General features: G+C 68.8%; 19 protein-coding genes and 1 pseudogene. 14 read left to right on the top strand and 6 right to left on the bottom strand.

All coding sequences use genetic code 11. The features are described 5' to 3' along the window. Positions 1 to 38: 38 nt before the first annotated feature. Positions 39 to 1,091, top strand: coding sequence for an LLM class F420-dependent oxidoreductase (locus tag Q1A98_RS18755; RefSeq protein WP_299576256.1), 1,053 nt, complete (start codon positions 39 to 41; stop codon positions 1,089 to 1,091). Between the two features lie 42 nt (positions 1,092 to 1,133). Here Q1A98_RS18755 and Q1A98_RS18750 read toward each other — a convergent pair whose 3' ends face one another. After that, complete coding sequence (locus tag Q1A98_RS18750) at positions 1,134 to 1,451, bottom strand: Lsr2 family protein (protein ID WP_299576254.1); 318 nt, start codon at positions 1,449 to 1,451, stop codon at positions 1,134 to 1,136. Between the two features lie 239 nt (positions 1,452 to 1,690). On the opposite strand from Q1A98_RS18750, the gene Q1A98_RS18745 reads away from it, so the two are divergent. Further along, a complete protein-coding gene (locus Q1A98_RS18745) occupies positions 1,691 to 2,785 on the top strand; it encodes a diguanylate cyclase (RefSeq protein ID WP_299576252.1) in 1,095 nt (364 codons plus the stop codon). 4 nt (positions 2,786 to 2,789) lie between these two features. Here Q1A98_RS18745 and opgC read toward each other — a convergent pair whose 3' ends face one another. Then, positions 2,790 to 3,881, bottom strand: a complete 1,092-nt coding sequence (gene opgC / locus Q1A98_RS18740) for an OpgC domain-containing protein (RefSeq protein ID WP_299576250.1) — start codon at positions 3,879 to 3,881, stop codon at positions 2,790 to 2,792. 140 nt (positions 3,882 to 4,021) lie between these two features. On the opposite strand from opgC, the gene Q1A98_RS18735 reads away from it, so the two are divergent. Beyond that, the gene (locus tag Q1A98_RS18735) at positions 4,022 to 4,930 is read left to right on the top strand and encodes a sialate O-acetylesterase (RefSeq protein ID WP_299576248.1); all 909 of its coding nucleotides are present in this window, start codon (positions 4,022 to 4,024) and stop codon (positions 4,928 to 4,930) included. 10 nt (positions 4,931 to 4,940) lie between these two features. Here Q1A98_RS18735 and Q1A98_RS18730 read toward each other — a convergent pair whose 3' ends face one another. Continuing rightward, positions 4,941 to 6,254, bottom strand: coding sequence for a DUF2254 domain-containing protein (locus Q1A98_RS18730; RefSeq protein ID WP_299576246.1), 1,314 nt, complete (start codon positions 6,252 to 6,254; stop codon positions 4,941 to 4,943). A gap of 65 nt (positions 6,255 to 6,319) precedes the next feature. On the opposite strand from Q1A98_RS18730, the gene Q1A98_RS18725 reads away from it, so the two are divergent. Continuing rightward, positions 6,320 to 6,787 carry a hypothetical protein gene (locus Q1A98_RS18725; protein ID WP_299576244.1) on the top strand — a complete coding sequence of 156 codons (468 nt, stop codon included), beginning with the start codon at positions 6,320 to 6,322 and terminating at the stop codon, positions 6,785 to 6,787. A gap of 24 nt (positions 6,788 to 6,811) precedes the next feature. On the opposite strand, the gene Q1A98_RS18720 is transcribed toward Q1A98_RS18725, so the two are convergent. Further along, the gene (locus Q1A98_RS18720) at positions 6,812 to 8,014 is read right to left on the bottom strand and encodes a cation:proton antiporter (RefSeq protein ID WP_299576242.1); all 1,203 of its coding nucleotides are present in this window, start codon (positions 8,012 to 8,014) and stop codon (positions 6,812 to 6,814) included. Positions 8,015 to 8,044: 30 nt separating this feature from the next. Between Q1A98_RS18720 and Q1A98_RS18715 the strand changes: the two genes are divergently transcribed. Further along, on the top strand, positions 8,045 to 8,419 hold the full coding sequence (locus Q1A98_RS18715; RefSeq protein WP_299576240.1) for a DUF1330 domain-containing protein: 375 nt from the start codon (positions 8,045 to 8,047) through the stop codon (positions 8,417 to 8,419). 168 nt (positions 8,420 to 8,587) lie between these two features. Here Q1A98_RS18715 and Q1A98_RS18710 read toward each other — a convergent pair whose 3' ends face one another. Further along, on the bottom strand, positions 8,588 to 9,874 hold the full coding sequence (locus Q1A98_RS18710; protein WP_299576238.1) for a DUF222 domain-containing protein: 1,287 nt from the start codon (positions 9,872 to 9,874) through the stop codon (positions 8,588 to 8,590). 169 nt (positions 9,875 to 10,043) lie between these two features. On the opposite strand from Q1A98_RS18710, the gene Q1A98_RS18705 reads away from it, so the two are divergent. The 6 genes from Q1A98_RS18705 to Q1A98_RS18680 all read left to right on the top strand — a co-directional run bounded on the left by Q1A98_RS18705 (position 10,044) and on the right by Q1A98_RS18680 (position 14,672). Then, on the top strand, positions 10,044 to 10,439 hold the full coding sequence (locus Q1A98_RS18705; protein WP_299576236.1) for a hypothetical protein: 396 nt from the start codon (positions 10,044 to 10,046) through the stop codon (positions 10,437 to 10,439). A gap of 47 nt (positions 10,440 to 10,486) precedes the next feature. Then, positions 10,487 to 11,383, top strand: a complete 897-nt coding sequence (locus Q1A98_RS18700; RefSeq protein WP_299576234.1) for a cutinase family protein — start codon at positions 10,487 to 10,489, stop codon at positions 11,381 to 11,383. A 176-nt stretch (positions 11,384 to 11,559) separates the two neighbouring features. Further along, the gene (locus Q1A98_RS18695) at positions 11,560 to 11,811 is read left to right on the top strand and encodes a hypothetical protein (RefSeq protein ID WP_299576232.1); all 252 of its coding nucleotides are present in this window, start codon (positions 11,560 to 11,562) and stop codon (positions 11,809 to 11,811) included. Further along, a complete protein-coding gene (locus Q1A98_RS18690; protein ID WP_299576230.1) occupies positions 11,808 to 12,689 on the top strand; it encodes a Fic family protein in 882 nt (293 codons plus the stop codon). The genes Q1A98_RS18695 and Q1A98_RS18690 overlap by 4 nt, the downstream gene beginning before the upstream one ends. A gap of 304 nt (positions 12,690 to 12,993) precedes the next feature. Continuing rightward, positions 12,994 to 13,863 carry a cutinase family protein gene (locus Q1A98_RS18685; RefSeq protein ID WP_299576229.1) on the top strand — a complete coding sequence of 290 codons (870 nt, stop codon included), beginning with the start codon at positions 12,994 to 12,996 and terminating at the stop codon, positions 13,861 to 13,863. Between the two features lie 128 nt (positions 13,864 to 13,991). Beyond that, positions 13,992 to 14,672 (top strand): nitroreductase, encoded by a 681-nt coding sequence (locus tag Q1A98_RS18680; protein ID WP_299576227.1) that lies wholly within the window; start codon positions 13,992 to 13,994, stop codon positions 14,670 to 14,672. Positions 14,673 to 14,686: 14 nt separating this feature from the next. On the opposite strand, the gene Q1A98_RS18675 is transcribed toward Q1A98_RS18680, so the two are convergent. Next, complete coding sequence (locus Q1A98_RS18675; RefSeq protein ID WP_299576225.1) at positions 14,687 to 15,322, bottom strand: hypothetical protein; 636 nt, start codon at positions 15,320 to 15,322, stop codon at positions 14,687 to 14,689. A gap of 425 nt (positions 15,323 to 15,747) precedes the next feature. Here Q1A98_RS18675 and Q1A98_RS22395 point away from each other — a divergent pair. The 3 genes and pseudogenes from Q1A98_RS22395 to Q1A98_RS18665 all read left to right on the top strand — a co-directional run. Next, a pseudogene (locus Q1A98_RS22395) lies at positions 15,748 to 15,813 on the top strand (zinc-ribbon domain-containing protein); the annotation flags it as partial. Between the two features lie 45 nt (positions 15,814 to 15,858). Then, positions 15,859 to 16,449 carry an RDD family protein gene (locus tag Q1A98_RS18670; protein ID WP_299576223.1) on the top strand — a complete coding sequence of 197 codons (591 nt, stop codon included), beginning with the start codon at positions 15,859 to 15,861 and terminating at the stop codon, positions 16,447 to 16,449. Next, the gene (locus Q1A98_RS18665; RefSeq protein WP_299576221.1) at positions 16,446 to 20,858 is read left to right on the top strand and encodes an FtsK/SpoIIIE domain-containing protein; all 4,413 of its coding nucleotides are present in this window, start codon (positions 16,446 to 16,448) and stop codon (positions 20,856 to 20,858) included. Before Q1A98_RS18670 ends, Q1A98_RS18665 begins: the two co-directional genes overlap by 4 nt. Positions 20,859 to 20,860: the final 2 nt, after the last annotated feature.

Raw genomic sequence — 20,860 nt, 5'->3', positions numbered from 1 at the left:
ATCGTCGACAACGTGGTCGGGACGAAGGGCGGTTGCGCGTGAAGATCGGTATGGCCATCAACTACGCGGGTGACTTCACGGAGACGATCGACAACCTGCTCGAGTTCGAGGCTGCGGGTCTGGACCGTGTGACCGTCCCGGAGGCGTACAGCTTCGACGCGGTCAGTCAGCTCGGTTACATCGCGGCGAAGACGACGACGCTGGAGTTGGCGACGGGCATCCTGCCGATGTTCTCTCGGACCCCGACCAACATCGCGATGACCGCCGCGGGTCTGGACTACATCTCCGGTGGGCGTGCGGTGCTCGGCATCGGCGCGTCGGGACCGCAGGTCATCGAGGGTTTCCACGGTGTGAAGTACGACGCCCCGCTGGGCCGCGCGCGGGAGTACGCCGACATCTGCCGGATGGTCTGGCGCCGTGACCGTGTCGAGTACAAGGGCAAGTACTACACGCTGCCGCTGACCGCCGAGGACGGCGGCACGGGGCTGGGCAAGGCGCTCAAGCTGATCAACCACCCTGTGCGTGACCGCATCCCGATGGCGCTGGCCGCGATCGGTCCGAAGAACGTGGCGTTGGCGGCGGAGAAGTTCGAGGAGTGGCAGCCGATCTTCTTCCACCCCGATCACGTCGATGTCGCCTTCGGTGAGTCGCTGCAGAAGGGCAAGGCCAAGCGTGAGGCGGAGCTGGGTGAGCTGAACATCTCGGTGACCACCGCGCTGCTCATCACCGACGACGCAGAGAAGGCGGCGGCCGCCCGTGAACTGGTCGCCCAGCAGGTGGCGCTGTATGTCGGTGGGATGGGTGCGCGCGGGAAGAACTTCTACAACGATCTCGCGGTGCGCTACGGCTACGTCGACGAGGCGAAGACCATCCAGGATCTCTACCTCGACGGCAAGAAGGACGAGGCCGCGCAGGCGGTTCCGGACGACCTGGTCCGTCAGATCTCGCTGATCGGGTCGCGTGACGAGGTGACCGACCGTGTCGCGGCGTTCCGGGACGGTGGGGTGACGATGGCACTGGCCACGCCGATGGCGGGCAACCACGCCGACGACGTCGCGCAGGTCTGCGCCCTCAAGGAGATCGTGAGCTGATCGGTCGGCGGGTGTGAGCTCGCCCCGTTCACCGCGTCGGGGTCAGTGCGCCTCGTTGTACGCGTCGACGATGACCTTCGGCACGCGGCCGCGCTCGCTGATGTCCCAGCCGTTCTCGACGGCCCACGCGCGGATGGCCGCGACGGGTGTCGCCGCGCGCGCCGCGTCGGATCGTCGGGTGATCCGCTTGCGCGAGACCTTCACGTATTTCTGCAACAGGGACCGCAGTTCTTCTGCGCTCTCCTGAGACGTCTCGAGTTGGTACTCGGACCCGTCGATGCCGAACCGGATGGTCTCCGGGTCCGACAGGACTTTCCCGCTCAAATCGTCGACGACCTCGACAACCGTGATCCGCGCCATTGGTGAATGATAACGCTCATGTGAGGTTTGCGACACCAAATTTTTGTGACGAACCACAATATCCGACTGTCGGGAGACCGCGAAGTCGACCATTGCCGCGGTCCGTTTTCGGACGATGCACCGTCCGTGCGGTCCGCCTGTCACCTCCAGTTGCCCCCAGTCCCACGCGAACCTCGCATTCTGGCGCGCGTCTGTACAGTCACAACAACTGTTGTTCCGAGGTGGCCCGGGGGTGAGTGATGGCTGACAACGTCACGCACCTCCTCCGACGGTGGTGGACGCGCGAGTTCGACCGCGGCTGGGCGGTGCAGCACATGCAGTCCAGCGGGCTGCTGCGGTCACAGCAGATCGTCGTCGGGATCGGGTGTCTGCTCTTCGGACTGTCGGCCGGGCTGTCGCTGCCCGCGGTCAACCCATGGGTGTACGACAGCGTGGCCGCGTACGTGGTGCTGATCGCCATCGCGGCGAGTTCCTGTGTGCTGGCGGCCATCTGGTGGACCGAGCCGTGGCCGCCGCTGGCTGCGTCAGCCGTCTTCATCGGCTACGCCGACGTCGCGGTCGTCACCGTGATGGCCATGTATCGCACGGTCTACTGGTCGATGCCGGGGCTGATGCTGCTGACGGCGGTGAGCGTCTACACCGTGATGCACCACGGCGCGCGGGCGGTGATGGCGCAGACGGTGGCGACCCTCGGTGCGACCGTCGCGTTGGCGTCGTGGGTCGGGATCCAGGGCGGCACCCCCGTGGTCAACATCGTCATCCGTTCTCTCACGATCGTCCCGGTGACCGTCTGCATCCCGCTTCTGTTGGTGCCGTTGGTGGCCACCCTCCGACACGATGCGAACGGGTCGTTTCGCGACGACATGACCGATCTGCACAATCGCCGCGGCATGCAGATCCACGCCGGCGAATTGATCGACCACGGTGTCGCTTTCTCGTTGTTGCTGATCGACATCGACCGTTTCAAGGACATCAACGACGAATTCGGGCACGCAGCCGGCGACAACGCACTCGTCGTCGTCGCCTCGGTCATGCGTCGTATCGCGCCGTCGCACGCCGTCGTCTCGCGGATCGGCGGCGACGAGTTCGCGATCGTGCTGGACGGCGATCACCCGATGGCGACCCGGACGGCCGAGGCGCTGCACCACGCGATCGCAGCCGAGGGTGCCACCGGGTCCGTCCCCCGGATGACCGTGAGCATCGGGATCGCGACGGTCCCGCCCGACATCTCCGGCGACGCGCTCTTCGTCGATCTCGACCAGGTGCTCCTGCGTGCCGACCGCGCCATGTATGCCGCGAAGCACGACGGGGGAGCGCGAACGGTCCAGGCCTGACCTGTCAGCCTGTCGGGGTCCGGTCGCGGGAGGGGATGACCCGCTGGACCGTCGAGGTGCGCGCCCGCGTCAGGTGGGTGCCGAGTGTCCCCCGGATCCGGGCGACGGGCCACATAGCGACCACCGCGGCGACCGCAACGATCTGCGCGACGAGCGTCGTCTGGTCGGTGCCGATGGCGTACGGGATCGCGATACCCAATGCGCACAGGGTGATGAAGCAGGCGAGGCTGCGCGAGCCGATCGTCGCCACCGGTGCGACGAGCCGTGGTCGGGTCCGCTCGAGCCGTCGCGCGAGGTGGTAGAGCAGCGTGATGACCGCCCACGCCAGCACGATCCGTCCCGGGGCGCAGTAGGTCTTGCCGAACAGCGGATCGACGACGCCGATCAGCAGGGCAATTGCATGGACCGCGAACAGGACGACGAAGGTCACCGTCGCGACGACCCGGGCCCGTCGCGACTGCAGCACCGGCGCCACCCGCTGCCAGTGCCATCCGACGAGCAGCCCGCTGCAGTAGAGGGCCTGCCACGACGCCCACGCGAAGTAGGTCTGCGGGTGCGGTTGGTCGGGCAGGCGGCCCCAGTCGGTGACCAGGCTCAGCACGTACAGCGCGGCGGACGACGCGACGACCACGTGCCACCACCCGCGGGCGAGCAGCGGTACCCACAGCATCGTGAGTGCCATGAGGATGACGTAGAGCGACAGGATGTCGATGTTCTCGGGGTTGATCTGCAGTGTCAGCAGCCATCCCGCGATACGTGACGCCGAGAACGCCTCGAGATCCGGCAGCGAGTCGCGCGGTGCGAGGAGTCCCGCGACCACCGCCGTCCCCGCCAGCGAGACATGCGCGACGTACAGCAGGAGAAGTCGCCGTCCGACGCGGCGCTCGGCCTCGGCGACCGACAGGCGCGCGCGACGGGAACTCACCATCCCGAGCACCACACCTGCCAGCAGCACGAATCCCGACGCGCCGTCCACCCCGGGCACGATGTGCACCAGCATCCACAGGGGCGAGCCGATACACAGGTGACCGATCACCATGCTGGCGATACAGAGTCCACGCACCACGTCGAGTGCTGTTTCCCTCTGGTTCGCCATCGCGTGACCGTAACGTGACGTCAACGATCCGGCATCTCGGGCGCGTGTGCCGGCGTGGATCCCACTCACCTGCGGACTGTCGCGGGACAGGTGATGATGAACTCCGGCCGCGACCGTCGGCCCCGAAGCCTGGAGGGTGCATGCCGTCGCCGTTCGACCCCGAGTTGCGTTCCTACGACGAGGACCGTGCGATCCACGGCAGCTTCCCCTGGCATCTGCAGGCGCTGATGGCCGCGAAGACCGTCGTGAAGAAGGCCATCGCGACCGGGACGCCCGCGCCCCCTGTCGACAAGCCCTATCGCGTGGTCGCGGTGCTGGGGCAGTCGAACGCCAGTGGGGCCGGGAACGAGGAGCCCGGTGTCGCGCCGCCGCCTATCCACCCGCTGGTTCACCAGTGGCCCGGGTGCGGGCGCTATCGCGGACGGAAGATCCTGCTCGCCGAGGATCCGCTGCTGCACGAGGTGCCCGGTGCCGGTGTGGGTTTCGCGACGACGTTCGGGTCGTTGCTCGCCGAGGCGACTGGCGACCCCGTCCTGCTGGTGCCGTGCGCCCGTGGCGACACGTCGTTCTACCCGAAGAACGGCTACTCGTGGGATCGCGACAACCACGACGTGCGCGTCAACCTCTACGACTACTCGATCAAGCAGATCGACTCCGCCCTGAAGAAGACCGGTCAGAAGCTCGACTGCATCCTGTGGCACCAGGGGGAGTCCGACGGCCCGCTGTCGGAACCGGAGGTCTTCCAGCGCCAGTTCGACCGGCTGATCGGCGGCCTGCGCGAGCGGTACGGCCCGGTGCCGTTCATCCTCGGGCAGCTGAGTCCGGAGTACATGAACTTCGGCCCCCCGAAGCTCGCGGGTATCGACGCTGTCCACCAGGACACGCCGAATCGTTGGGACCACGCCCGTTTCGTCCCGTCGCCGCCCGGGATGCTCAACGGTGCGCCCGGCAGTGGCCTCCCCGAGGATCCACATTTCACCGCCGAGGCCGGCCGGATCATCGGTCGTCGGATGTTCGAGGCCTATCAGGGCGTCGATCAGCAGGGGTGACCGCGTCAGGTCAGACCGGCGACATCGCCGTTCTCGCGGCAGCGATCTCGTCGCGGATGCGAACGGTGGACGGATGGTCGTGACCGTCGATGTCGAGCGCATGATCCAGCAGATCGAGGTGGCGCCGGACGGCGTCGACCACGTGGTCGCCGTCGTGCTGTGACGCGGCGGCGGTGACCCCGATCCGGCGGGCGAGCGTGACGGCCCCGGACATCGCGATGGGAGCATCGAGCGCATAGATCCGCACGGACTCGAAGATGTCGTCGATCAGCTCGTCGACCGGGACGCGGACCACCACGAGTCTCAGGACGTCGTCCTGACAGACCCGTCCGAGGAGCGGGGTGGGTCGATCTGCGAGGCGGACCATCCCGGTCGCCAGCTCGTCGAGGGCGTTGCGTGCGGTGAACGGGTCGTTGGTGCTCGGCGACAGCGCGCGTACGGCCATCTCGACGAGTTGTTGGACTGCGAACTGTATGTCGTGCAGCGGAGTTCGCGTGTCCCCCAGATGCACCGCCGAGCAGATGTCGTCGGCGACATCGGCGATCTTCTCCGTCGGATGGACGCGCGCGATCGGTTCGCCCGCGACGACGTGATCGCCCGGACGGACACGCACCTCGATGCGGCAACCGTTCGTCGCTGCCGTCCGCAGCAGCGACACCTCGTCGACGTCGATCACGAATCCCGATGTGGCGCTGTGGATGTTCGCCGGGAGTGCCGGTGTCGAGTCGTGGGCGGGCCGCGCGTTGTCGGGCTGGGTCTCGGGATAGAGGGCGTCCACGACGTCGACCAGTTCGGAGCGGACACGTGCCGACAGCGTGGACACCTGGATGGATCCGGCGATGTGGTTGATGAAGTACACCAACACCAGGACGTCGACGACGGCGAGCAACACGGCGACGTTGACGGCGATGTCGGGGACGAACTGACCCTCGGTGATGGTCTCCGACCGGATCGACCGCAGGACCATCAAGGCGTACAGGAACGTGGCCCCGAACATCCCGAGGACGAACTGGTTGCCGCGGTCGTTCATGAAGTTGCGCACCAGGCGGGGACCGTAGGTCGAGCTGGCGGTGGCGAGGACGGACACGGTGATCGAGAAGGAGGTCGCGGCGACAGCCAACATCGATCCGCCGATCGCACCCAGGATGTCGCGGCTGCCGCTGGCCCCGACGCGGTAGAGCAGGCGTCCCCACACGCCGAAGTCGGCGTCGTCGAGCGCGCGGTCCACCGAGATCAGCGATTGCGCCAGAACCAGCGCCGTGACCCCCAATACCGTGGGTACCAACCAGAACAACTCGGCGAGACGGGCGAGCCTGGATCTCACAGAGTGTTCCCCATCCGGTCCGGCACGCACCCGGTGCGGCTATTGTCGGATTCATGCTACGTCGGGTGGGAGTGGCCGCAGCGCTGATCGCGATGACGTCGGTGGCGGCATGCGGAGAGGACACCGCGTCGGGGTCGAGCAATCGCGGAAGCGGCACCGACACCAACCCGATCTCTGTCGAAGACGCGTTCATCGTCCCGCGGTCGATCAACGGGTTCTGTTCACTTCAGGTGGGTGACAGCGCGTCCATGCGGTACGCCGTGTCCAACTCGTCGACCACCGCCGGGGACCAGTTGGTGGGCATCCGGACCGACGAGGCCGCCCGCGTCGAGACGACACCGAGCCTCCCCATCGCGGTGGGGGTCGGCGCCATCGTCAGATCCGATGTCGGTGCCGGCGCACAGCTCTCGACCCGGCTGGTCGGTCTCACGAACAGTGCTCGTCCGGGTATCTCGTTCGACGTGACCTTCCGTTTCGCCACCGCCGGTGACGTCGTGGTGCGGGTACCGGTGGAGGCGTGTCCCGCTAGCTGATCCGCCTCGGCCGACGTCGAGATCTCACCCGTCCGGTCGTGCCCCGGTGTACGGGTCGGGGTCGGGTTGCTCGTGCAGCATCATCGCGACCGGTGTGTCGGTGGCGCTGTGCGCTGCGATGGACAGCACGACGGTGACCGCGACGAGCGCGAGCACCTGGTCGGCGCCCTCGATGCCGGAGCTCAGCACGAGCAGGCCGTAGGCGACGCTGGCGAATCCCTTCGGCCCGAACCACGCCGCCGACAACCGTTCTCGACGGGGCAGCCTGCTGCCGGCGAGCGCGACCATGACGGGTAGTGGGCGGCCGACGAGGAGGACGAGCGCGGCGAACACCCAACCGACCACCCCCACCGAACCCAGCAGCTCTGCTGTGATCAGCGCCCCGAACGCCAGCAGCGCACCGTTCTTCGACAGTTCGCTGACGAGCTCCCCGACGGGCGCGAACGCCTCGGATGCGCGGGGGCTGACGGTCGCCGTCGTGATGCCGGCGACGAAGGCGGCGATGAACGGGTTGGCGTGGATGGTCTCGGCCAGGACGTAGAGCAGTACCGCGACCGCGAGCGGACCCACGGTGGCGGCGCGATCGGTCACGCCGAGGACGGGCAGGCGCACCAGACCCGCCGCTGCGACCGGGACAGCCACGCCCACCACCACACCGACGGCGATCTCGAGCACAAGCGGACCCAGAGATGTGCTCTCGCCGCTGATCTCGCCGCCCAACGTGCCGACCAACACGAGGACGACGGGTAGCGCGATCCCGTCGTTGAGTCCGCTCTCGATGTTGAGCAGGCTGCGCAGGCGCGCCGGGACGTCGTCGCGTCCGACGAGCGCGGCGGCGAAGACGGGATCGGTCGGCGCCAGGATCGCGCCGATCAGCATCGCCGTGGTCCAGTCGAGTCCGATCAGCAGGTGCGCCAGCAGGCTGACCACGGCGAACGTGAGGGGCATCCCGATGAGCAGGGCGCGGGCCGGGTCGTGCCACTGCCGACGGAGGTCGGAGAACGGCGCTCGTTGACCGTCGGAGAAGAGGACCGCGAACAGGGTCACCGATGCGATTTCGCGGACGACCTCAGCGGAGAGATGGTCGGCGTCGAGGACGAGGGGACCGGCCACGAGCCCGGCGAGCAGGAAGATGCCCGACGTCGACAGCGGGCTGCGTGCGGACAGTCGGGACAGCAGCACCGCGGCGAGCAGGGCGATCCCGAAGGTGGTCGCGAACGCTGTCATCGGCCGGTGACCGTGTGCGATCGTGGGTGCATGGCTGTCGATCCCCGTGGTGCCGATCTGAAACGTCTGCTGGCCGAGGATCCCGGGGGTCCGGTCGTCATGCTCAACCTCCTGCGATACGCCGACGGTGGCCGAGAACTCTACGAGCGCTACGCCGAGGCGTTGCGCACGACCTTCCTGCCACGGTACGGAGGCGAGGTCCTGTACGTCGGCGATGGGGGCACGGCACTCGTCGCTGAGGACGGTCAGGCGTGGGACACGGTGTTGTTGGTGCGCTACCCGACACGCCAGGCGTTCTGCGACATGGTGGCCGACCCCGACTACCACGAGGTGACCGCCTGGCGCACCGATGCGCTCGTCGAAGCCGTCCTGCAACCTACGACGCAGTGGACGACGGCGTCCTGATCCCTGGACGACGCCGAGTCCGGTGCGACCAGCTTTTCAGTGCCGACAGCGGCTCTCGCTCGAGCTGACCGCCGGCCGTGCGACGGCTCACACTGTGGAGTTGTCAAGGTGCTGTTGCGGTCCTGACCGGTGGTCAGGTGCGGGGAATGTGCTGTTGCTGGTCGGTTCTCAGGCGGCGATGGTGTCGAGTCGCAGGGTGCGTCGGTTGTAGGCGGGTTGCAGTTCGCGTCGGGGGTCGACCGTGGCGGGTGGTCGGATCCAGGGGTGGCGGTCAGGTCCCATGACGATGTCCCAGCCGTGCTGGTGCACCGCCACATGACAGGTTCGGCACAGCAGGCACCCGTTGTCGCAGGTGGTGGGACCGCCGTCGGAGTGGAAGACGATGTGGTGGACGTCGGTCCACGAGGCGGGGTTGCCGCACATGACGCACGACTGGTCGCGGGCGACGATGGCTTTGCGGGTGCGGCCGGTGAACAAGCGGGCTGTGGGTGAGATGTCGACCGGCGCCTGTTCGACGTCGACGGCGATGCGGGTGACCGAGGCATCACACGACAACAACGAGACGGCCTCGTCGGTGACGGTGCCCATCCACTGCAGATGCGCCGGCCCCGCCGGGGTGATTCCGCAGCAGTCGGTGTCGTGTGCGGGGACGGTCAGCAGGATCTCGGTCTTCGCCGGCGCCACCAGACCATCCGTGCCGAGCGCCCGGGATGCGGCTTCGACGACTTGTGCGAACGCGTCGGCTCGGCGTTGCGGCGCCGACCGCGGATCCGGCGAACCATCCGGCAGTGGTCGTGGGCGCGATGCCACATCCAGATTCGCGATGAGGCGTTCCCCGGTCACGACGTCGAGGTCGAACGTTCCCGCCAGTCGGCCGTCGTCGCGTTGCGCCCAGGTCACCTCGTTGAGCGTGGTGTCCTCCGCGACCGGCGTCGCCGGCTCGCCGTCGTCGACCGCGGGTTCGTGCTCGAGTGCGATCGCCCGGGCCCGGTCGTCGATCTCGACCGGCGAGCGTCCGGCAAGCGCGTGTCCGATCAACGCCGCCTCGGTTTCGACCGCGAGGTCCGATCCGAGCGGTGAGCATGTGCGTATCGCGACGTGGCGGACTCCGCGGGCGACGGCGTCGGCGAACTCCGCCGACAGCGACCCGTCCCGCAGATGTCGGGCCAGTGCGGGCAGGTGCCCGATCGCCCTACCGAGCCGGATCGCCCGCGACGCCACCACCGGCACACACCCATTACGGCGCAGGAGTTCGCGCACGGAGAACCCCAGGCGCTTCGCGGTGCCCCGGCACTCGATCTCCCCGGTCAGCCGGGCCAGCAAACCATCCGCGGCGTTACGCGCAGCCACCGCCGCCCGCACCCCCGCCAGCAACACATCATCGTCGGCGGGCACCTCGCACTCGCGGACGGCATCGGCGAGGCGGTCAGCCGCCTCCAGCACGTCGTCGAACATGTGTACGACACTAGCCAGGCCCACCGACAACTCCGGCCGAGAACGCCCGCAACCGGTCGAGGTGTGGACGCAGGCCGATCTGTGGACAACCGATCGTGTCGGACCGTCCCGCTACCTTTCGGACATCTCGGATCCGCACTCGGCGAATCCCGTTGTCTCGGAGGTCATCATGTCGGTCTGTGCGCGTTTCGTCTCTGTCCTCGTCCTGTCCGTCGCGCTGCTCACGGGCGGCGTCGGGGTCGCCGGCGCGGTGGTGACGGACTCCTACGACTCCGCCCGGCAGGTGATGTGCTCGGCGACGGGCGCGGCCGTCGACGTCTCGTACACGAACACGTACGGGAACACGACGTCGCGGGAGAACGTGTCGCTGCGGGGCCGCCCCATCGGTGGCGGGCACACGTGCATCAGCGTCGACTCCCGGTCCGGCGAGTACGGCGACTCCATCGGCACATCGATCTCCGACGAGAGTGGCGGCTACGTCTACTGCGCGATCTACGTGAACGGCCGCAAGGTGGCGGAGTCCGAGGACGACAGCTCGTACTACAGCAGCGCATTCTGTATGTGACCTGCGGTGTGTCCGGACCGTTGCCGACGTACGGCATCATCGTGCGGGTGCGACGAGGGACTCGATGGTGGACGGCGGCGGTCGTCGGGCTCTCCGCAGTCGGCCTGATCGCCGTCCCGGCGCCGGCCGTCGCCAAGAACTCGCAGTGCGCACCCGCCGTGGTGATGCCGATTCGGGGGAGTGGCGACGGTAGCGTCGGCGCCAAGCGCTACGGCGACATGGTCACCGAGGGCTGGGAGGGTGCGACGCTCAGCCACCTGCTGACCGAGACCTACCGCGACCAGCCGTCCATCCGCGCGGTGCCGGTGCTCTCGGTCGGTCGCGGCTATCAGGCGGTCGGCACCGAGGACGGGATCCGGCACCGGAGTTTCGGCCGGTCGATCGCGTCGGGTGTCTCGACGGCGGTCGCCGCCTACGACTCGGCGCGGTCGAAGGGCAGCCCCGGATGTGCACCGATGGTCGTCCTCGTCGGCTTCTCGCAGGGCGCCGCCGTGGCACGCGGGGTGGCCGTCGAGCTCGCGAAGCGGTCGGTGGTCGCCGCCGCAGTGCTGATGGGTGACCCGTTGCAGAAGCCGGAGGCCGACGGCGTGATGGGCACCGGCGACCGGGGACAGGGCATCTGGCGCAACCCTTTCGGAGCACTGGCCAGCGGAGTCGACGCTAAGGGAATCGACGCCTACTACTCGTTGCCGGGGATCCGGCGGATGTCCGTCTGCCACGTCGGTGATCCGGTGTGCGACTTCCGCCTCGGCACCGACATCTCCGGCCACCCGCACACCACGTATCTCGCCGACTCGACGAGGTTCCAGACGGCCTCCGGCGCGACACCGCTGGGACCGTCAGAACTCGACGTCCTCGCCGCGACACTCCGGGGTGACATTCTCTGGGCCGCTGAGCAGTACACGCCGGCGAGCGAGTCCTGGACGGGCTTCGAGCGGACCTGATCGCCATGGAGAGCGTGTCGGTGGTTGCGCTCGGTCGTCAACGGTGGTCGTCGAGCAAGCGAAGCCCCCGCCGCGGGCCGGACAGTGGCGCGGCCAACGATGGGCGAGGTATCGGGTGGTTCGACCGGCTTTCGAACGTGCGGTCGTGGATCCGGGGCCACAAGTCGATCTGAACCATGAAGTCGACAGTCGATCGCGCCCATAATCCGCGTTATGGGCGGGTCTATCGGGTGACTGAGAAATGCATCGGCGCCATCGCCGGTATTGTCTCCGGCATGGCGAGGGCGCGGACACGAGACGACGAGCGGACAGGTGAAGGCTCACCTACCGCGTCGGACGCGCCCCGATTCGCCACCGACGACGAGTTTGACCGCGCCTATGGGGCAGAGAAGCCGCGGTGGGCGGAGCTGGCCGAGCGACTGAAGTGAGCGCGGTCTACCTCACGGTGGACCAAATCATCGCCATCAACGCTGACCAAGACGGTGGCGTGGGGGTTCGTGATCACGACGGAGTCGAGAGTGCGGCGCACCGGCCGGCGACAGAGCACTTCGGTGTGGAGGCATTCCCCAGCATCTGGTTGAAGGCCGCGGCGTACGCGCACGGGATCGCCGGCACACAGCACTTCTACGACGGCAACAAGCGCACAGCGTGGTTCACTGCGGTGACGTTTCTACGAATGAACGCGTTCGCGCTGCCAGACGTCCCCACGATCGAGGCTGAACTCTTCATCAACTCGGTGGCGTTGGATGCGTGGCGGGCAGACGGCCCGAACGCCACCGTCGAGAAGGCGGCGGAATGGTTCGAGACGAAGTGGCGCTCGCGGACCGTCGGGCCGACGCGGTCCGACGAGCTCGAGTACGTGTTTTTGGCGGCAGAGGTGATCGAGACCGGGCGTGACAACACGGCGACGGTCCACCGCTTGGGATTGAGTGGGATCAGTGTGCCGAGCGATGCCCGCTATCCCGTCGACTGTCAGTTTCATGTGGTCGCTCGCTTCCACCCGGCCGGCGACGATGGGCACGGCCACCACATCATGGCGCAAATCCGACCAGAGGTATCTGTGATGAAGCCGCCGCGGCACTTCGTGTCCGTTGACGAAATTCCCTCCGCGCTGCCGACCGATCACCCGCAGCATCACAGAACAAGGCTGCTCCCGCTGCTGTTCACCTTGGGTCTCAGCCCGTCGTTCTACGAGGCCGGGCCCTACCGAGTCGAGGTGTTCATCGACGGCGCGCAGGTTGCAGAGCTGCCGTTTGTCGTGGTTGACGAAGAGGCGGTACCCGACTCCCCGGCAGGGCTCTTTTGAACGGGGCTCGAGGACAAGTCCGCCCTGGGTGGCCTTCGCCAAGCGCGGCGCCTCGACGGGGTGGGGCGGCACCAATATCTCCTGGGCGTCGTCAGTGACGCCGTAGATTCCAAAGGTGCCGTCCACGTCGCTCGCGGTCCGTTGGGTGGTCACGGCGCACCGAAGTGCGACCGCACTTGCTGGAGAGCTATTGATTCTGCTGCCTTCGCGCCTCATTTTCGTCGGGAACGCCGGGGCATAAGCCGCGTCGAGTACCGCTGTTGGCAGCTCCTTCGAGCACGACCTCGTGGTGCATCCTTGTGTCATGACGACGAGGTGGGGGACCGGTGTCGGCGCCGTGATCGCAGCGGTGGTCGTCGCTGCGTCGGGCCTGATCGCGACGGGAGGGACGGCCGGGGCGGTGACGCCGACGAGCGGCTGTCCGGCCACTGTGGTGATCCCGGCGCGGGGGAGCGGGGATCCCGCGGTGGCCCCGCAGCAGTACGGGGCCGGTCGCAGCGACGGCTACGAGGGTCCGCTCCTCTCGCGGCTGCTCACCGCGACCTACCGGGACGATCGCTCCATCGCCGCGGTGCCCGTCGTCACCACCGGGCCCGGATACCGCGCAGTGTCGGTGCCGGAGGGGACAGCCAACCACTCGTTCGGCGCGTCGATCGCCTCCGGCGTCGCAGCGGTGATCGCCCGCTACGACGCGGCGGCCGCGGCGGGTGGTCCAGGCTGCCGACCGAAGGCGGTTCTCATCGGGTACTCACAGGGCGCGGCCGTGGTCCGCGCGGCTGCGGTCGTGCTCGCCCCGCGTCGGGTGGTGAGCGCGGTGATGTTGTTCGGCGACCCTCAGCAGCGGCCGTCCGCGCCCGGTGTCGTCGGTGCGGGATCCACCGGCAGCGGAGTCTGGCGCGACCCGGCCGTCGCGCTGGCGTCGGGTGTGTCGACGGTCGGCATCGAGACCTACTACCAGCTCCCCGGACTGCAGCGCTGGTCGCTGTGTCACGACCGGGATCCTGTGTGCGACTTCGGCCCCGACGCCGACTTCGCCGGCGATCCGCACTTGACCTATCTCCAACCGAACCAGCAGTTCGTTCCGGCGGCGGGGCAGGCGGCGTCGTCACAGACCGAACTGCAGATGGCCGTCGCCACGCTCCGCGGGTTCATCGCCACCGCGACTCGACGCTGATCGCGCACAGCCGACGTCGGCCGTCGGCCTGGACCGGCGGTACAGCACGTGTGCCACGATGGACGGATGACCGTCCACCCGCTGGTGCGTGAGAACAGATCGACTGCATGGCGGTGACGGACCGGTCGATGACGGTCGAGGACGCGGTGACGACGCGGCGCAGCGTGCGGGCGTTTCGTGACACACCGGTCCCCCGGGAGACGGTCGAACGCCTGCTGGGTCTCGCAGCGAGGTCGGCGAGCAACTCGAATTCGCAGCCGTGGCATGTGCACGTCGTCACCGGCGGGGCCAAGGACAGTCTGACGCGCGCTCTCTGGGCGGCTCTCGACGACGGGCGGTTCGGCACCGATCCGCGGTACCCGTATCAGCCGGCGCCGGACGACTGGGTGGAGCCCTACCGCAGCCGTCGGTCGGCGTTCGGCCGCGCGCTGTACCAGGACACCCTCGGCATCGACCGCGGCGACCGGGACGCGCGTGCGGGACACCACCGACGCAACTATGCGTTCTTCGGTGCGCCGGTCGGGCTGATCCTCACGGTCGGTGCCGACCTGGGGTGCGGTGCGTTCGTTGACGCAGGCCTGTTCCTCCAGGCGCTCATGCTCCTCGCCCGAGCCGACGGCCTGGACACGTGTGCGCAGGCGTCGTTCGTCGACTTCGATCTGGTGATCCGACACGAACTGTCGATCCCCGACGACCGGATCGTCATCTGCGGGATGTCACTCGGCTACGCGGACGAAGCGGAGCGTGTCAACGCTTTTCGCTCCCGACGTGAGCCGCTCGAAGCCATCGCCACGTTCGTCGACGGGTAGCCGCTACCGCGGCTTCACCCGTCGACGCGGTCGGCGACGAGGGACACCAGCTTGCAGAAGTCGTCGGGGACGGCCGCTTCGGGCCGGGGGAGGGCGCTGCTGAGCTGGCCGACGGCCGTGCGGCCCTGGACGTACGCGGTGAGCGCCGTCGTGTCCGATTGCGACGCGGGGCCGGTGTACCGCGTGGTCGAGCGGATCACCAGCGCAGCCGACGGACAGCTCGGCGGCGCGGGAAGTATCGACGACGACGAGGTGTAGGCCTCGGTGGCGGTGCGTTGGCGGTAGTCGGGACACCGCCGGGCGACCTCGCGTGTCTGCTCGACGGATTCACCGTCGGTGACGAGCGACTGGGCGTATGTCGGCAGCGTCGTGTCCGGCGGCTCGGCGAGCACGCCGACCGTCGCCGCCCGCAGCTGCCGGTCGGCCTGCTCGGCGATCACGGGCCCGCAGTCCGCCGGCACCGTCGAGCCGCCGATGCCCGGCGGCGCGGTGTTCGACAGCCGCGACACCTGATACCCCGACGGGAAGTCGTCGGCGGTCAGGTACGGGCTGTCCGTGTCACCGCCCGATGGATTGCTCACCCGGTAGACCACGAACCCCACCGCGAGGATCACCACCGCGACGACGACGACCATGACCCGACGCCGCATAGTCGCCGTCCTTCCCGTCGATCGACCAGATGATCGTTCCAGTGTCCCAGGGTGGGGTGGAGCGACGACGACCCGTGCCTCAGCAGAGAGATCCTGAACGCAGGGCGTGGTCGCGTCCCCGGTCGCCCATTTGCTCGGCGGTTGGCGAATGCGTTCTGAAGTACTCAAATCAGTTGCAGAGCAACGCTCTACACCGCAATCACTTCGCGGTCACGGGAGGTGAACAGCTGTGCCGATACCACGCCCCTCCAGTTCGCAAGCCTCACTCGATAGTTCGTATGGCACAGGAAGTTCGAGAAAGAACCTTCCTCCCAGGCTCTGTCCACTGAACATGTGATTGATCGTCACGAGAGGGTCTCGTTACGGTCACTGGGCAGGCCGCTCGGGGGCGGGCGAGATCGACCGTGGGAGACGGAGTGGCCGAGATGAACTGTGCCAGTTGCAATGCGGAAGTTCGCGATGGTGCACCGTTCTGCGACACCTGCGGCACGCCGGTGCACGGTCGCGTCGTCACCGCGCCGCCACCGTCATCGACCGTGTTGCCGGTCGACGAGCCGTCGGCCGACGAGAGCCACGAGTCTCCCTCGCCCACAGGGGAGACCATTCCCGCCGGGGTGGGGGTTCGGATCGTCTGTGCCGCCATCGACGCCGGTGTACCACTGGCAGCCGGTGGGTTGGTCATCGTCGCGGGAGCGGCAACGGGGATCGCGGGACTGGGCTGGATCGTCGCACCCCTGGTCATGCTCGCCCTGGGGATCTGGAACCTGGCGTTCGCGGCGCTCACCGGGGCGAGTTACGGCCGTGCCGCCATGGGGACGAGGGTCGTCACGGGCGATCCGGACGCGCCTGCGCCCGGGTTCTCGCGCGTGTGGGTCCGTGCGCTGGTCGCTTCCCTCACGGGTGGCCTCGCGTGCTTCGGTGTCCTCGGCGATGCGCGTCGGCGAGGATGGCACGATCGCGCCGCGGGAGTCGAGGTCATCGACATCCTCAACGGGCCGAACCCGTTCGGCGAACGACCGGCCGCACCCGTTCTCCGACGTGCCCGGCGTGGTCTGGTCGACGTCTCCTCGCCGATCTCACGCCCCCTGCCGGTCGTCGACCCCGTCGACCAGCCGGCGACGACGTGAGGCTCGCCCTGGCGGTGCGCGGCGTCGACGAGTCGCTGGTGCGCGTCGCTGCGACGACCGACGCCACCGCGACGGTGCAGGATCTCGCCTTCGCCCTCCGCGACGGCGACCCTCGGGGAAGCGTGGACACGGAGTCGGTCACCGTCCGCCTGTGGCGGGACGGTCGCCCACAGTCCACCCTCCCGCCCGGGATGGCACTGGTGGAGAGCGGTATCCGCTCGGGTGCCACGCTCGAGGTCGTCGCAGCGCCCGCCGACGACCTCGTCGAGGGCACCGTGCGTGGTCGGTCGGTCGCCATGGTTCGGGTCGTCTCGGGGCCCGACGGCGGCAGGGAGTTCCTCGTGCCGTCGGGTGTCAGCACCGTCGGCTCGGCAGCCACCGATCACGTCCGCGTCGTCGACCCGGCCGTGGGCCCCGCACGCATGGTGCTGAACGTGGGCGAGACCATCGAGATCGTCGCCGGCGACCCGATCCGTCTGGGCACGCGGACCGTCACCCGGGCGCTGATCCGCCCCGACGACGTCGTCGGCGTCGGCGGCACGACGTTCGTGGTCCTCCCGACCCACCGCTCGGGCCTCGCCGGGGACGACAGCGGCATCGAGATCAACCGGTCGCCCCGCGTGGTCGCACGTTTCGCCGGGATGACGCTGCGTGCCCCCGAACCCCCGAAGCCGCCGCAACCGCAACGCTTTCCCCTCGTATCGATGCTGGCGCCGCTCGCGATGGGACTGGTGTTGTTGGCCGCCACAGGCAGCGTGCTCTCCGTGGTCTTCGTGGCGCTCAGTCCACTCCTGATGCTCGGGATGTGGCTCGACGGTCGCATGCAGGAGTCCAAGGCCCGGCGGGTCGGCGCCGAACGCTTCACTGCCGCGGCCGCCGCGTTCCGTGCAGACCTGGAGAAGCACTCCCGTGTCGAACGGGCGGTCCGGCTGTCGGAGTCGCCGTCGGCGCAGGACGCGATCACCGCGATCCACAGACACGGCCCGCTCCTGTGGACTCACCGGCCCGAACACTCGGGCTATCTCACTGTCCGACTCGGCCTGGGAGAGTGCGCCTCCCGCACTGTCGTGGAGCTCCCTGAACGGGGCGAGGCCGAAGAGTCGCACTGGACGACCCTCGTCGACCTCGCCGCGGAGTACCGCACCATCACCGACGTCCCCGTCGTGGCCGACCTGCGGTCGTCGGGCGCACTCGGCGTCTGCGGCCCGCGGTCGCTTGCCGACGGTGTCGCGCGCGCAGTGCTGGTCCAGCTCGTCGGGCTCCACTCGCCCGCTGAGATGGCCGTTGCCGCCGTCGTGTCCGAGGACCGTGTGGCCGTGTGGGACTGGTTGGAATGGCTTCCGCACATGGGATCGGTTCACAGCCCGCTCGAGGGCGAGCACGCGGCATCGACTCCGTCGGGGTGTGCGTCCCTCATCGCCCGGCTCGACGAGCTGGTCCGTCGGCGCCGCCAGGAGCGTGACCAGCGCGGTGTCGACCGCGGTGCGACGTCCCAGGCCGACACCGCGATGCCGCTCGTCGCGAAGCCGGTCGGAGCGGTGCCTGCGATCGTCGTTCTCGTCGACGACGCTGCACCCATCGATCGCGCGCGGGCGATCCGTCTGGCCGAGACCGGTCCGGACGTCGGTGTGCATCTCATCTGGGTGGCGTCGCAGCTGTCGGGGCTGCCGGCAGCATGCCGGTCATTCGTGCTCGTGGAAGACGCGGCGTCGGGGTCGACCGCGGGATCGGTGCGCGTCGGCACCCACACGTTCCCCATGGAGACCGAGTCGGTCGGGGTCGAGGCCGCCCAGGACATAGCGATCCTCCTGGCCCCGTTGGTCGACGTCGGTGTCGCCGCCGACGACCGAACCGACCTGCCGTCCTCGCTGCACCTCCTGTCACTCACCGGGGACGGGATCGCGACGGACCCGTCGGCGGTCGTCGCCCGCTGGGAGGCCACCGACTCGGTGATCGATCGCAGCGGTCGCCGTCGCCGTCGCTCGGTTGCGACCGGTCTGCGCGCGCCGGTCGGCTCCAGCGGTGCGGACACATTTTGGCTCGACCTGCGCCGGGACGGGCCGCACGCCCTCCTCGGTGGGACGACGGGTTCGGGCAAGAGCGAGTTCCTGCAGTCGTGGATCCTCGGGATGGCCGCCGAGCACAGTCCCGACCGCGTCTCGTTTCTCTTCGTCGACTACAAGGGTGGTACGGCGTTCGCGGACTGTGTGCGTCTGCCGCACACCGTCGGCCTCGTCACCGATCTGTCTGCCCACCTCGTCGACCGGGCGCTCGCATCGCTCCGCGCAGAACTGCGCTTCCGCGAGCACCTGTTGAACGTGAAACGCGTCAAAGACCATCGGACGCTCGAGGAGTCGGGTGATCCCGACACGCCGCCCAGCCTGGTCGTGGTCGTCGACGAGTTCGCCGCGCTCGCCCACGACGTCCCCGAGTTCGTCGACGGCATGGTCGATCTCGCGGCCCGCGGTCGCTCGTTGGGTCTGCACGTCATCCTCGCCACACAGCGACCCGCCGGTGTCATCAAGGAGAACCTGCGGGCGAACGCGAACCTGCGGATCGCGCTGCGCATGGCGGATGCGGACGACTCGGTCGACATCCTCAACGCGCCTGATGCGGCGCACTTCCCGGCCCATGTCCCCGGCCGCGCAGCGGCCAAGATCGGCAATGCGCCCCTGCGGTCGTTCCAGGGTGGGTACAGCGGCGGGTGGAGCGCCGGCCGCGGCTCTACGGCCCCCGTCGACATCACACCTCTCGCCCTCGGTGACGGACGACCCTGGGCGCCTGCGCGGTCCGACGACGTCGTCGACGACGACCTCGGCGCGCCCGACATGGTCCTCGTCGTCGACACGGTGATCGCCGCTGCGGAACGGCTGGGGATCCCGTCGCCCCGCAAACCGTGGCTGCCCGAACTACCACCGGCCTGCGACGTCCGTGAGCTCGCCGCGGACCTCCCGGGCTCCTACTCGATCGGGGTGCTGGACCTGCCCGAGCAGCAGCGCCAGCCGGTCGCGGTCTACACACCCGAGAAGGACGGAACCATGCTGGTGCTCGGCACCGGCGGGTCGGGCAAGTCCGCCGCCCTGCGCACCGTCGCGGTGTCCGCGACCCTCGCCGAGCCCCTCGGAGTCGAGATCTACGGGATCGACTGCGGGTCCGGCGGTCTGCGGATGCTGGAGCCTCTGCCGACAGTGGGCGCGGTGATCGCGCTCGACGACGAGGAGCGGATCGGTCGACTGTTGCGGAGGGTCTGGGCTCTCATCGAGTCACGGATCGCGGCGTTCGGCACGGCGGTGTCGGGGCTCGCAGAACACCGGGCGGCCGTTCCGTCGTCGACGGAGCGCCGGGTCCTGCTTCTCGTCGACCAGATCGGGGCGTTCCGTGACGCATACGAGGTGTCGACCACTGCGCCCTTCGTCGACCTGCTCACCCGCATCGCCGCGAACGGTCGTGCCGTCGGTGTCCACGTGATCGCATCCGCCGACAGGCCCAACGCCGTACCCCCGGCCCTGGCCGCCGTCGTCACCCACCGGATCACGTTGCGCCTGGCGGACGAGACGGCCTACACGCTCGCCGGCGTCCGGCCGGGTGCCCTCGACTCCTCCGCGCCACCCGGGCGCGGCATCGTCGACGGGGTGGAGATGCAGTTCGCCACCGCGGGCGGCTCGCAGGACGTCGGACGGCAGTCCACCGCACTGCGCGAGATCGTCGACGGTCTCGACGTGTCGGCACCGGCGCCGGGCGTCGAGCGGCTCTCCGAGATGATCTGGCTGGACGAGCTGCCCACCGAGAGCGCGGGAGAGGCGGTGGTGGGCGTCCGCGACCTGGACCTGCAACCCGCGACCATCTCGCCGTCCGGGGTTCTCATGGTCACCGGTCCGCCCGGCAGCGGTCGGTCGACCGCGCTGACGACGATCGTGGCGGCGGCGCGCCGTGCCCGACCCGGCCTCAAGACCATCCTCATCGCGCCGTTCCGGACGCCTCTTGCCGGCTCCGACGTCTGGGATGCGGTGGCCGTCGGCGACGAGGCACTCGTGGAACGTGCCGACATGTTCATCGCCGCTGCCGAATCCGCTCCCGCCGGCGATCTTCTCGCGGTGGTCGAGTCGGCGACCTCGATCCGCGGTGCGGCGGAATCCGAGCTGGCACGCGTGCTCAAGGTCCTCGTCGACCGGGACCACGGTGTCATCGGTGAGGCCGAGGTCTCGACCTGGAACTCGGCGTTCACCATCGGACCGATCTTCAAGGCCGCACGGCGCGGTCTGCTCCTGCACCCGGGCGATCTCGACGGCGACTCGCTGTTCGGGACACCGGTGCGCCGGCCCCAGACGGGCCCCATGATCCCGGGCCGCGGTTATCTCGTCGAACGAGGCTCCGCGACACGTGTGCAGTTGGCGATCGTCGGCAACTGACC

It is taken from the genome of uncultured Williamsia sp., assembly GCF_947494875.1.
In the GTDB taxonomy this organism is placed as follows: Bacteria; Actinomycetota; Actinomycetes; order Mycobacteriales; family Mycobacteriaceae; genus Williamsia_A.
This window is presented reverse-complemented; position numbering and strand designations above follow the sequence as displayed.